Origin of the sequence: Bradyrhizobium genosp. P (genome assembly GCF_049949265.1) — a bacterium.
GTDB lineage: Bacteria > Pseudomonadota > Alphaproteobacteria > Rhizobiales > Xanthobacteraceae > Bradyrhizobium.
Window position 1 is genome coordinate 4152098 of sequence record NZ_CP188195.1, and the last position, 12598, is coordinate 4164695.

9 protein-coding genes and 1 pseudogene are annotated in these 12598 nt (G+C 56.6%); 5 read left to right on the forward strand and 5 right to left on the reverse strand.

What is annotated here, in order from left to right; genetic code table 11:
• Nucleotides 1–191 precede the first annotated feature (191 nt).
• The 5 genes and pseudogenes from ACP2YO_RS20175 (at nt 192) to ACP2YO_RS20195 (ending at nt 8166) form a co-directional block, all read left to right on the forward strand.
• Nucleotides 192–2354 carry a type I secretion system permease/ATPase gene (locus ACP2YO_RS20175; RefSeq protein WP_426442369.1) on the forward strand — a complete coding sequence of 721 codons (2163 nt, stop codon included), beginning with the start codon at nt 192–194 and terminating at the stop codon, nt 2352–2354.
• Nucleotides 2341–3768 (forward strand): HlyD family type I secretion periplasmic adaptor subunit, encoded by a 1428-nt coding sequence (locus ACP2YO_RS20180; protein WP_426442370.1) that lies wholly within the window; start codon nt 2341–2343, stop codon nt 3766–3768. Before ACP2YO_RS20175 ends, ACP2YO_RS20180 begins: the two co-directional genes overlap by 14 nt.
• A gap of 2035 nt (nt 3769–5803) precedes the next feature.
• Nucleotides 5804–5914: pseudogene (locus ACP2YO_RS20185) on the forward strand (PEPxxWA-CTERM sorting domain-containing protein); the annotation flags it as partial.
• Between the two features lie 744 nt (nt 5915–6658).
• Entirely contained in the window at nt 6659–7048 is a 390-nt protein-coding gene (locus ACP2YO_RS20190; RefSeq protein ID WP_426442371.1) for a VanZ family protein, read from the forward strand.
• A gap of 836 nt (nt 7049–7884) precedes the next feature.
• Entirely contained in the window at nt 7885–8166 is a 282-nt protein-coding gene (locus tag ACP2YO_RS20195; RefSeq protein WP_426443264.1) for an H-NS family nucleoid-associated regulatory protein, read from the forward strand.
• 596 nt (nt 8167–8762) lie between these two features.
• On the opposite strand, the gene ACP2YO_RS20200 is transcribed toward ACP2YO_RS20195, so the two are convergent.
• From ACP2YO_RS20200 to ACP2YO_RS20220, 5 genes are all read right to left on the reverse strand, one after another.
• Entirely contained in the window at nt 8763–9074 is a 312-nt protein-coding gene (locus tag ACP2YO_RS20200; RefSeq protein WP_426442372.1) for an H-NS family nucleoid-associated regulatory protein, read from the reverse strand.
• 436 nt (nt 9075–9510) lie between these two features.
• A complete protein-coding gene (locus tag ACP2YO_RS20205; protein ID WP_426443265.1) occupies nt 9511–10104 on the reverse strand; it encodes a hypothetical protein in 594 nt (197 codons plus the stop codon).
• A gap of 83 nt (nt 10105–10187) precedes the next feature.
• Nucleotides 10188–11588, reverse strand: a complete 1401-nt coding sequence (locus ACP2YO_RS20210; protein WP_426442373.1) for a selenium-binding protein SBP56-related protein — start codon at nt 11586–11588, stop codon at nt 10188–10190.
• Between the two features lie 105 nt (nt 11589–11693).
• The gene (locus tag ACP2YO_RS20215) at nt 11694–11948 is read right to left on the reverse strand and encodes a hypothetical protein (protein WP_426442374.1); all 255 of its coding nucleotides are present in this window, start codon (nt 11946–11948) and stop codon (nt 11694–11696) included.
• 210 nt (nt 11949–12158) lie between these two features.
• The gene (locus ACP2YO_RS20220) at nt 12159–12509 is read right to left on the reverse strand and encodes a class I SAM-dependent methyltransferase (protein WP_426442375.1); all 351 of its coding nucleotides are present in this window, start codon (nt 12507–12509) and stop codon (nt 12159–12161) included.
• Nucleotides 12510–12598: the final 89 nt, after the last annotated feature.

Sequence of the window (12598 nt, forward strand, 5' to 3'; positions counted from 1 at the left end):
AAGGGACCGCCACTTGGCGGTCCTTTTTTATTGGCCGTCTTAGCCAGCCTTGCCCGTGAGTCTCCGGAGCAGAGCGTGCGATTAGCATCTTCTTAGCATTTACCGATTAACACGATGAAGCCATCCTAAATTTATTGCGCAAGACGGTAATAGATCTCCATCGGTTTAAATCTGACACACAAGCGTCAGGAATGGCTGAAAAATCGAGGCGATGTCCATTGAAGACTCAATCGTACGGATCGCTCGATTCTGGCCTTACCGCGCTGACCGGCTTGCTTCGCCTGCACGGGATCGGGGTCGATCTACAGCAGTTGCAGCACCATTTCGCTGGCGAGGCAATTGGCGTGCAGGAAATGCTGCGCTACGCCAAACAGACCGAGCTAAAGGCCCGCGTCTGCAAGGCCCGCTACGATCGGCTGAGCAAGATGCCGCTCCCAGGCATCGCCTGCCTGCGCGACGGCGGATTTCTTCTCGTCGGCAAAGCAGGCGAGGGGATGGTGCTGGTGCAGTCATCCCAATCTGTCCGACCGCAACTGATGACCCAGGCGGAGTTTGAAGAAGCTTGGGATGGGCGCGTTGTTCTGATTGCACGTCGGGCCGGTCTGGTCGATCTTGCACGGCGCTTCGACATCACCTGGTTCCTCGGCGCCATCGTCAAATACCGAAATCTGCTTGCCGAGGTGCTCGCGGCCTCTTTCTTCCTGCAACTTTTCGCTCTTGCATCGCCGCTGATCTTCCAGGTCGTGATCGACAAGGTGCTGGTTCATCGTAGCAACAGCACACTCGATGTCCTGATCTTCGCTTTTGTCGCGATTTCGATTTTTGAAGCGGCATTGGGCGGCCTGCGGACCTATGTCTTTTCTCATACGACCAATCGCATCGATGTCGAACTCGGCGCCAGATTGTTCCGCCACCTTCTCGCGCTGCCGATTGCTTATTTTCAGGCGAGGCGAGTGGGGGATTCGGTCGCGCGCGTCCGCGAGCTGGAGAACATCAGAAACTTCCTTACCGGATCAGCGCTGACGCTGACGATCGATCTGTTTTTTACGTTCGTATTTATCGCAATGATGTTCATCTATTCGGGTTTGCTGACCTGGATCATCATCGGGTCACTGCCGTTCTATGTCGCCGTTTCCACAATCACGACCCCGATGTTCCGTCATCGCCTGGACGAGAAATTCAGGCGCGGTGCCGAAAACCAGGCGTTCTTGGTTGAGAACGTAACGGGCGTCGAGACGCTCAAGTCGATGGCGGTCGAGCCACAGATGCAGCGCCGGTGGGAGGAACAGCTTGCCGGATACGTGACTGCAAGCCTGCGGGTCACCAACCTTGGCAACGTCGCCAGTCAGACCGTGCAACTAATCAGCAAGATTGTCACTGCAGCAACACTATATTTCGGTGCCAAGCTGGTGATCGATGGCAGTCTGAGCGTCGGAGAGCTGGTCGCGTTCAATATGCTGGCCGGAAGAGTAAGCCAGCCGGTGCTCCGGCTGGCCCAGGTGTGGCAGGACTTTCAGCAGGCGCGGATTTCGATCGCTCGGTTGGGCGACATCCTGAACACCCCGGCAGAGCCGACCTACAATCCCTCCCGGTCGACCCTCCCGGCCGTCACCGGTGCGATCAAGTTCGAGCACGTCACCTTTCGCTATCGGCCTGACGGGTCGGAGATCCTGCACGACGTCGGCTTCGATATTGCTCCTGGCCAGATCGTTGGCATTGTCGGTCCTTCCGGTTCCGGGAAGAGTACGGTCGCAAAGCTGATCCAGCGATTGTATGTACCGGAAAGCGGCAAAGTCAGCGTGGATGGCGTGGATCTGGCCATGGTCGATCCCGCTTGGCTGCGACGTCAGATCGGCGTAGTCCTCCAGGAAAACGTTCTGTTCAATTGCTCGGTTCGCGAAAATATCGCACTCGCCGATCCTGCAATGCCGATCGAAAGGGTGATTGCAGCGGCAAAATTGGCTGGTGCGCACGACTTCATTTTAGAACTGCCGGAAGGCTACGACACCATCGTTGGGGAAAGGGGAAATAGCCTTTCAGGAGGACAGCGGCAGCGCATTGCGATCGCTCGTGCGCTGGTGATGAATCCGCGCATCCTGATTTTTGATGAAGCAACGAGCGCGCTGGACTACGAGAGCGAACAGATCATTCAAGACAATATGCGACAGATCGTCGAGGGACGGACGGCGCTGATCATTGCCCATCGGCTCTCGACCGTGCGTCGCGCTCACCGCATCATCACGATCGAGCACGGGCGGATTGTCGAGGATGGGACACACGACCAGTTGATCCGCTCGGCCGGTCGCTACGCCAATCTCTATCGACTGCAGGCGGGCCTCCATGAAGCCGGCTGAGAACATCATTCGCCTGCCGAAGCGGTCCGGCCAAACCAAGATCGAGGAGGCGGCCTTCTTGCCGGCCGCACTCGAAATCGTCGAGACACCGGCTTCGCCCGTCGGACGCGCGATCGCCTGGACCATCATTGCCGTCTTTTGCCTATCGATCGGATGGGCCTCGATCAGCCAGGTTGATGTTATCGCTTCTGCGCCAGGCAAGGTCGTTCCGGCAGGAGGGACTAAGGTCATCCAACCGTTCGAGATAGGCATCGTACGCGCGATCCATGTGCGTGATGGCCAGGAGGTAAAGGCTGGGGATCTGCTCATTCAGCTGGATCCGACTATCAATCAATCCGATCGCGATCATTTTCGTTCCGACCTTCTGGCAACCGAACTGGAGATCGCACGGCTCAAGGCTGCGCTCGCTGACCCGAATAAGCCACTCGACGGCTTTCATCCACCGCAGGACGCGACACCTGCACAAGTCGCCATGCAACGCGACTTCTTGATGAAACAGACGGCTGAATATCAGGCGAAAATTGATGGCTGCGATCGGCAGCTGGAGCAAAAACTGGCGGAACGCGATACGATCCAGGCTACTGTAGGCAAGCTCTCGGCCATCGTCCCCATCATTCAGCAAAGGGTCGACATTCGCAAGATCTCGGCGGAACAGGAGTTTACATCCAGGTTTCAGTATCTTGAAATTGTCCAGCAACTCGTCGAACAGCAGCAGGAACTGGTCGTACAACGAAGCAGGTTACGCGAGACGCAGGCAAGCCTTGCTGTGTTGACAGAGTCGCGAGCTCAAGCAGTTGCCGAATTTCAACGTACGCTTTTCGGTCAGTTGGCCGAGGCCGAGCGCAAAGCCGACGGACTGCGCTATGATATCGCGAAGGCGGAGCAGAAGCTCCAGGCGCAAAATCTGATAGCGCCCATCGGTGGAACGGTTCAGCAGCTTTCCGTGCACACCGTCGGCGGTGTCGTTTCGCCAGCTCAGGTCTTGCTGACGGTCGTTCCGTCACAAAGTCATCTGGAAATCGAGGCGATGGTGGCGAACAACGACATCGGCTTCGTTCACCCCAACCAGGCTGCCGAAATCAAGGTGGACACGTTCAACTTCACAAAATACGGCCTTTTGCATGGTGAAGTTATGAGTGTGTCGCAGGACGCGGTCGTACGCGATAAGCCGGCTGACCGTAGCGAGAAAAACCAGGGATCCGAAAACGCCTCGAGTGAACCAAAAGGGCAGGAGCTCAGTTTTTCGGCGCGGATATCCCTCGATCGGACGCAGATGCAGGTCGACGACAAGCTGATCAACCTCACACCCGGAATGGCCGTGACCGTCGAGATCAAAACCGGTGTGCGCAGCGTCTTGGCCTATGTTCTGTCCCCGCTGATCAAATATGGACACGACAGCCTGCGAGAAAGATGATGGCTGTCTAGCCCATCCTCGGTGGATCGGCCGGGTGGCGGCTGAAGCCTCTCTTCAGTGCACCGCTCGCAGGGGGCTTTTTCTGCGTCCTGTCCGTCCGGAACTGACTGTGAAATCGGGGGGTAACCAGCCGTTAACCATAACGTGCGCATAAGATTCCATGCGCAAGCTGCCGTTCTTCACAATGATAGGTCTGGCGGTCTGGCTTGGAGGGTGTGCGTCCAATCCCGGCCCCCCAATGTGTGGCCCGGCCTCAACGGTCGGTTGGCCCCGAAACCTTTCCTCCCCGCGGCGCCCGACCTACCGGCATGTTCGGATGTCGCATCCGAAGCTTCCGAAAGAGCTGGCGGTTTTTCCAGCTCCTCCAAGGGAAGAGGTGTCCGAGCCTCGTTTCACGAGCGGGGCACCTGAACCTCGCTTCACAAGCGCGGAATGGTGGAGACGGGAAAATGCGAGGCTGGCCAGGGTCACAACGATCTGCAAGGGCTGCTTAAGGGCTCCCGCCGCCCTGCCAGGGTTAGCCGATATGAGCGTCTCGCCTCCGATATCGGATCCGCAACCGCTTCCCGAGACCACGACGACCATTTCGCATTAAGCGGATACGCGGCCGGTCGCGCCGCAAAAAAGCTGTGGGCGCCTTCACACGGAATACATGGGGACGTTGCTATCAAGGCAACTGCTGTTGTCCAAGAATGGCACGAATGGAACACGAAGACAGAGGTGCGCATCAAATCCAGGTTCAAATTTGAACTCTCCGGCGGCGTCCTGCGTCGAATGTCTGTCTAGGCTTGTGGCACGCGAAATGCACGACTGAGATGGCGCTAATATTTGATTTATTTTGGAAGCCTCGAATGACCCAGGAATTTAATGCAACGAAATGGGCGGAACGGCGCAAACAGGCGGGCGCCTTCTCTTTGTATCTGTCTCCTCAGGAATTGGCCGAGCAATTCAATGAAGTACGGCGGCTTCGACAAGAAGTTAGAGCGGCTGAGCGCCGGAAGGCGAAGGCACCAGGCAATTCGATGCCGCGGGTTCCTGGCCTATCAACAAAGCCCCGTCCCTAAAGATGAGCAGCGCGAATCGCGACCCGGCTTGGATGATACCTTTGACATAGTCGGCTCCGGCTGCCTTCGGGGGAAATTTGAGTGGATAAACTCGAAGACCGGTTAAATTTGATAAATTTATCAGACTGTTTAACTTGGGAGATTTGCACTCTATCCAATTCCCGGCTACCGGACGGCCGGCAAATGGCAGGTCAACTTTCGCCGCCATGAGCATTTGAGTTTGTTGAAAAAATGAGGTCGGGTCTGCGCGCCTATGCCTTTGGTTCAAACGTCATTTTCAAAGTGGTAGATTGTAACCCTGCTGTTTAATTAATAATTCGGAAATTAATATTGTTTTAATGGAAGGTGTTGACTTCCATCAATCTGCCGGCTATGAAATTGTTTAATTAAGATTGTGGCAATTTTCACCATCAGGGGTTTCAAATATGATGAGGATTGGCTCTTTTTTGGCGGCGTTTTTTATTCCGGCGGTTGCGCTAAGTCTTCCCGCGAAGGCGGATGTGATCCTGATGGCCGATCTTACGATTGATCACTGCACGGGTGGTTGCTCGAGTGGGACCATTCCGTTTGGCACCGTAACTGCCAGCCAGGTTAGTCAGGGTGCCGACGTTGTGGTGACGGTATCGCTCGCTGACAGCTATTCCTTCCAAAATTCGACAGCGTTTGATGCGTTTGCTTTTAATCCGACCTTCAGCTTTAATTACGTCACGCCGCTACAGACGAACTTTGCGCCCGGGACCGCTCTCCCCACAGGCCAGGATGGCTTTGGCAATTTTACCCAAGGCCTCACGTTTGGAGGGACGGCGGGAACGGTGCAGACCCTTACTTTTACACTTGATCCGACTGACACGAATTTCCTCTTGTCCGCCGCTGCGTTCACGAACAGCACCAATCCCCCGGGAGACACTCCAGCGCTCTTCGCAGCCGATATTCTTGGTAACGGGAAGACCGGAAATGTGGGTGCTACGGTCGTTGCGGCTGTTCCTGAACCCTCCACTTGGGCAATGTTGATTATCGGCTTCGTCGGGCTCGGGTTCATGGCCTATCGCCGCAACTACCATAATAATTTCCGGTTTGCGTAATTCCATCAATCCGCCAGTGATCAAGCCGCCCGAATGGGCGGCTTCTTTTTTCTATGGGGAGGGGTGCTGACTATAAGAGGTTGAAGCCCTCCCGGGTGAGCCGGTCACAGCGCGCGAAGGGAAGCGTGGAGCGATGCTGCGACCTGGGCCAGCTTGGCAATCGCAAGCCAGCCGAGCCTCCTGGCAAATTCACGAGGGGGCGCGTTTGAAACTCCCGCAGCCCGATGCTAGGTTGCATTTTCCCAATTCTTCGTCCCCGAGATCGAACGGAGCGACTGAGAGCATGAAGCCTGTTCCCCCCGTTGGAGTCACACCATGAGGTTTGTTGCGACTTTTGCCGCCGCTATGCTGTTTTCGTCCGCCGATGCTCATGCCGCGCCGCTCATGTGGTCCTCGAACATGTCCCGCGTTGCGCTTCCGACGGAGCGCGTCAAAATAATATGCGAGGAAAATGGCAGGTGCTATCGACCAGCCGTGCGAAAGCCAGTGGCGCGCTGGGTCTACGGCGACAACATTTTTTATCCCTCATACGTCGGACCGGGCTCTTATGGTAATCCACGATATCATCGTAACTGGTGGCCGTGGTGGTGAAATGGCCGCAGGACGCTCAGCCTCCAAGGTTATCGCTTTCGGGCCAACGAAAGCTGCTTCTCTGGCTTTAGGCATTTTCGGCCGCGGCAGGAGAATGCGCAGAGTTACGTTCGACGAATAGTGAGCAGTGCTCCAGCCCGGTAAACCCGCAGAATGTTGGAAAAGCTTTTAAGCGTTGCTGCCTGGGCGCTTCTTGCCTTTATCGTCTACATTACGATCTCGCCACTTGTTGATCGGCCGAGGCTGACTAGCTCGGCCAGTTTTGAACACGTCGCAGCCTTCGCGGCGCTTGGCGCGCTTTTTTTCCTGGCATATCCGCGTCACATCGTTTTGGTGTGCTTGATCGTTATTGGCAGCGCCGTCCTGCTCGAACGGATGCAGTTGCTGACACCTGATCGCCATGCGCGGCTGCATGATGCGATCGAAAAGATCGCTGGCGGTGCCGCGGGCATGGTGGCCGCCCAAATGGTGCTGCTGCGGGCAAAGGCAAGCGGCTGGTTCAAGACCGGAACGAATCGCGGCCGCGTCTTGGGCTACAATTGAGGTCAGGAAGATGGTATCTTCTTCGAGATCGCGATTTCCGGCCGGGTTGATCCGCTCCAACGGGGATGGTCATGAAGTTTGCCACCGCGCTCTGCGTGCTGATCGCATTGCAAGGTTCAGCCTCGGCCGCGAGTGAGGCTACTCTGCTGCGAATCAAACATGGAAATGCCATCCTTGCGCAATCTTACTGCGCAATGTGCGGGGACAGCAGGACCGGCTGCATCATCAAGTGCAATGGAGCTGGAGAATGCATCCGCAAGTGCGATGACGATTATCGAGCTTGTGTTGAAAACAACTGTCGGGCTCGATGAGCATTAAGCCCCGCTGTGGTCCATTGCGGGCGCTGTATCCGCGAGGGTTCGAGACGGCGCCATGTCAGTTGGCGACGGCAGGCAGCGAGAGGTTGGCTTCACCTTGGACGACGGAGAACCATTCGGGTCAGCCGCGCGGACGTATCGACAGGGAGGCAAGATCGGTTGCCATGGGCCTGTGGTGTTTTGGAGCAGGAGCACCGTAGATGGAACGAGCGGCAGTCGGACGAGAGAGCGGCACCGATTTCCCCGGACCTTCGATCCTAATGGCGGCTCGGCGAGCCGTCGCGTACATGCCTACTGCAAAGATTGATATTTTTGCCGATCTAACCGGCGCCCGGCGCCCATTCGAGGTCCAGCCAGCAGTCAGCCATGTGGGTAACCCTCAACCTTCGTTCATACCTCTCGCCCGAGAGGAAAATCGGCTGTATATTAAATAGCATTTAATTTTCGACAATCGTCGTGTTGAGAGGGATTTTCACTAGCCTTGAGTTAGAAGAGATGGACCATCCCCCCTTGGAAGGTATGTCCCTTGACGAGCTTTGGACAGTCCACGAGGCGCTTGTCGCGGCGTTGACGTCGAGGATTGAGGCCGAACGGCGCACGCTGGAGCAGCGATTGGCTATCCTCATCGGAAAGTCTCAAAAAGCCGATCGACGACGGCCTTACCCGAAGGTCCTTCCCAAATTTCGCAATCCGAACAAGGCTACGGAAACTTGGTCTGGAAGGGGCAAACAGCCTCGTTGGCTCGTCCGTCTTCTGTCAAGCGGAACCTCGCTGGACGACTGTCGCATCGACCAGAACTAGACCGCGCGGACTGCGACCGCTCTACTCAACGCCTCGTGTGCAGACCCTGTGGCGCATAATCGGGCTCACTTCGCAATGCAGCAAGTGACCGTAACTCTGCCCGCAGTGCAATAATCTCCGACATTCGGGCCCGCAAAGTCCGGTCAGCTCGTGCCCTTGTATGGCTGCTGGGGATACGGCCGCTCCGGCTGTGCGTCGCTCTACGCTTGCGGACCATCTCACACCTCCTGCCGCTTGGGCAAAATCTATAAAGTATACGGCACTTCAAAACGCTTTATCGAAGCTATAAACTATTTAAGCGGCCGTCCTAACGCGATCCGCGTTTCGTATCCTGACCGGGTCATTTGGCGAGAGCCCAACGTCTTTGTGTGCCTCCTCCGAACTCTTGTCAACGAAGATCGGCGAAGGCGCTGGGTGAGCAGGCCGCCCATGGGGCGCAACCAGGGGCGTAGCCATTGGGTGCGCCGCAGCGTGCAACTCAACGGCGTCGGAAGCGGCCGTTAGGTTTTGGCACCGCCTCGCGTCATGCCATTCTGATCCGGGGCCAACATCCGGTTTCTGCTGGGGTGGGTGCCAGTTAAGTCCTGGGACTTTCGCTACGTTCGTTTGATACGGAAGTCCTCCAGTTTCCTTCCAGCCTCAAGCTGAACTGTGATCCAGCGTGGCTGCTTTCCGCGCCCGGCCCAGGTTTCATGCGGTTTCCTCGGATTTCTGTACTTCGCGCGAACCGGCGGGTATGGGCGACGTTCCTTCGTGGAGCAGTCAATGATCGCGACGTCGAGCTCGCGCAAACGCTGGTCAAGCCGCGCTTTTTCTGCAGCAAGCTTTTGCGGAAGTAGGCGCAGAATTTCCTGGTGTAGGAGCCATAGTTCGTCCACCGACATCGATTTCAGATCACCAATCCCCATGACCTACCGCTCCTCGATATTTGTTTTGAATTTGAGACCGCGACTGCGCTGCAACCTGCGGCGCCTGGCAGCCGACGAGAGAGCAGGGGTCCGAACTTTGCCTTCAAGATGGCTATGGTCTCTGTGAGCGCCATTTGCAATCGTCCATCGCCAGCAAAAAGTGTCTTTTACTTGACCTACATTACGGCAACGACTGAGATTGCGTTCGAATACGCTGCTTAATTAGCGGTTGGTCGCCGCGCATGCTGGCGAGAGCCTGCGTCTGCTGGTTCGATCAGTCGGACAGGAGTACACGAATCGTCAATGGTTGTAAGCGCGAGATGCCGATTACCCCGAATACGGGGTCCTTATTCCCTTATTCCATGCCGAAACACATTGGAGTGCGGCGGTAAAGGCTGTTTTGCGGGTCATTTAGTCAGAATGCACGCAATGCTGCTCAGTGCCGCGTGCCGATGCTGATTGCAAGGGATATAGCTCCAACCAATACGAGGCTGGAGGCCCAAGTCGCGTCCAGATTAAACCAGCTCCGGGAGACGAACTTGAGTCCTAGGTAGCGGTAGACGAGCAAGGCTAGGAATCCGCCGGCCGCAATCATTCCGACAGAGTGCACGACGGAGACCAGGACGGCCGTGCCGAGGTTAGCGTTTACGAGCGCGCCCGCCGCCTCGTGGCCCTTGTCGAGATCGGCCGCCCGGCAGAGCCCAAGATAAATCGGCACGAGCATCAGCCCCGCGCCATGCGCAATCGCCACGACGAAGGACCAAAGTCCGAGTTGCGTCGATCGTATTCGCGCTAACGCCCGTGGATGACGCCGGTGGACGAGCCGGAAAATGCCAAACCCGATGACCAGAAGGCTGGCGCCGATCTGTATCTGCCGCTGCCATTCGATGAGGGCGACGAGCACCGCAAAAGGAAAAATTATCATAAGCACGGCCAATAGGTGGCCGATCGATAGCGACCAAAGCGCCGCGACAAGCGCGCGAGGGTTCCTTTCCATTAGTCCGGCTGAGACGGCGAGCGGCCACCCCATTCCTGGGTTCACCCCGTGATAGAGGTCGCTCACGACAACAGCCAACCACAGTCCGGCAGGTGTCCAGTTCGCTCCGCTCAAATCTAAACCGATGGATAGCAGAATGAGTCCGTCGAACAGTCGCCTCCGTCAAGCCGGATTTGATGCGCGCGGTAGCCGTCGGGGAAGCTCACCCAGTAGTCCTTTGCCAGCTCCAGACCGCCGCCCGGTTTAGCATTGGCCATAACCTCAGCGCCCGGCATTCCGTCGGGATAGAACTGGTTATCCCATGTCGAGTACAGCGAGTTAGTCCAGTACACGCGTTTACCGTCGCGGCTGATCTCAACCATCTGAGGGCCGCCCGCATACGTTTTGCCGTTGGGATGGGGCGCGCGACGGACTATGCCGCCGATGTGCACCGAGCCCGCAAGCTTTGGCTTCCTCGGATCGCTGACATCGTACTGACGCATCTCGCCTGTTCCCCAGCAGGAAACATAGAGAAACTTGTCATCCATGGAGAGGTCGATGTCGGTTACCAGCGGCGGCACTGCGCCAAAGCCCTGGAGCAGCGGCGGAAGCTGATCCTTGCGCGCCGGTTCGGCTGGGATCGTGGCGGTCTTCTCGATTTGAAACTTGCCACCCTCGCGCCACCAGGTCCAGATAGAACCTTCGAGATTCGTGGTGTCGACCACGACGCCAAGGAAACCATACTCGCTAACGGGATCGTGCGCGGGGCGAACTTCAAGCGCCATTTGATGGTTGGCGCCGAGATCGACCGTCTGAACGTTACGCCGAGCTCGGAGATCCCAGAAGTGGATTCGATGACCATATTTGTTGGAGAGAAGATCCTCCGGCACGATGCCGTTTTCAAACTGTGGCGGTAGCGCCCACTCGCTTGTAACCATGTAGTCGCGCGGCAGGTTCCACCAAAAATCGTAGTGCAGCGTCTGAGGCCCACGATCGATCTCCCAGCGCCCGAGAACTTCAAAACTCTCGCAGTCCATAATGAAGACGCCGGGTGGACCATCGGTGCCATCCTTGCCGCCGCCGCCAAGGGTGCTGACGTAGATTCCTTCCGGCCCACAGTGGACCGTGTGGGGCCGGGAATAACCCGTCTTCTTGAAGAACTCTTCGGGTTCGATGATTTTGTGAATCTTTGCTTTGGTGGGGTCAGGTTTCGTATCCACGATGTAAATTCGCGAGGACCGGATCCCTGGGATGATCAAATAGCGCCGTTCTAGAAATGCGTGGCCGGTCAACGGGGACAGAGACGACGAGCAGGCGTTCCAACCGAAATGGTGAAATTCATCGCCCTTGTTGGGCATCCCCACCGTATGAACAACCCGACTATAGGTCGGTGAACCAAGCTTCACGTCGATCACTGCCAGAGCATCGGGCTTCGAGAAGTCCGGGCTCAGCAGCAAGGTATAAGCGAAATTCTCAGGCGGAGCTTCCATCGCAAGTCTTGGCGATGCATAAAAAGTCTGGTCGGGCCTCATCGTCATCTTAATGCCTCCCTGTTGTATCGACCAACTTCCCGACGGCGCGCCGTCGTGTCAGATCTGATCAATGTCGGCTTTTAAGAGAATGCTATCGCGCGAATTGAGTGATCAACTCGCAGCAACAGTCACGCGCAAAAAGGTCGCAGGAATGGAGGTGGCGTCCTTGCTCTGGCTCTTGTTTTGGCTGTTGAAGAGAGCTTCCAACTCCGTTTGAAGGTCAGCGGCTCGACCATTCTTTTCCGCAGCCTCGAATGCATTCATGGTCGGTCCGTAGTATTTTCTGAAGGCATCGACAAGGTCCAGCGGCCTCTCGGGAGAGTTGAAGGAATACGTATCTCTGACGAAGGAAATTTTCTCCTTCAAAATCCCTGCCCCCCAAATCGCTCGATGGCATTGCTCTCGATACCCCATGTGTCATAGGACTGACGAAGCCCTCCGGCGGTGGCGGCGAGTACGCAGAGCTGATTTTCAGGATTTGCGCCACCAGTCAGATCATTTGGAATCCAGTTCCCCATGACGATCCGGCCACCAGGCCGCGTTACTCGCACCATCTCCTTCGCGACATCGAATGGCTCAGGGTGCAAACATGGCTCCAAATATACTGACGACAAGATCGAAGGTGGGGTCCTTGAGCTCGTGCAAGCTCGAAGCGTCGCCCTCCTGAAACTTACAATTCGTAAGGCCTAGCTCTTTGGCGCGTCCGTTCCCCGCCTCAACGAGGTTCCACGCGATATCAACACCCAGCACATCGGCTCCAAGTTTCGCTTCAGGGATTGCCGTCGTTCCGTCGCCACATCCAAGGTCGAGGACCTTGAGTCCCTTTGTTATTCCCAGCCTGTTGACGAGCGCCTCCCCGCTATCTCGCATACTCGCCGCGATTCGCGTGAAGTCGCCCTTTTCCCAAAGTGCTTTGTTCGGATTCATTGGATCACTCCCGCTGCCTCGCACATTGGGCTTCGAGTTTTGGCAAAGGAAGGCCAGTAGCACTGATGATCGTCAGCAAAGCAAGAACC

Excerpts from the sequence above, each read along its gene's own strand:
- ACP2YO_RS20195 (WP_426443264.1), top strand. The coding sequence starts at position 7,885 with ATGTCCCTTGACGAGCTTTGGACAGTCCACGAGGCGCTTGTCGCGGCG.
- ACP2YO_RS20175 (WP_426442369.1), top strand. The coding sequence starts at position 192 with ATGGCTGAAAAATCGAGGCGATGTCCATTGAAGACTCAATCGTACGGA.
- ACP2YO_RS20220 (WP_426442375.1), bottom strand. The coding sequence starts at position 12,509 with ATGAATCCGAACAAAGCACTTTGGGAAAAGGGCGACTTCACGCGAATC.
- ACP2YO_RS20190 (WP_426442371.1), top strand. The coding sequence starts at position 6,659 with ATGTTGGAAAAGCTTTTAAGCGTTGCTGCCTGGGCGCTTCTTGCCTTT.
- ACP2YO_RS20205 (WP_426443265.1), bottom strand. The coding sequence starts at position 10,104 with ATGGGGTGGCCGCTCGCCGTCTCAGCCGGACTAATGGAAAGGAACCCT.
- ACP2YO_RS20210 (WP_426442373.1), bottom strand. The coding sequence starts at position 11,588 with ATGACGATGAGGCCCGACCAGACTTTTTATGCATCGCCAAGACTTGCG.
- ACP2YO_RS20200 (WP_426442372.1), bottom strand. The coding sequence starts at position 9,074 with ATGGGGATTGGTGATCTGAAATCGATGTCGGTGGACGAACTATGGCTC.
- ACP2YO_RS20180 (WP_426442370.1), top strand. The coding sequence starts at position 2,341 with ATGAAGCCGGCTGAGAACATCATTCGCCTGCCGAAGCGGTCCGGCCAA.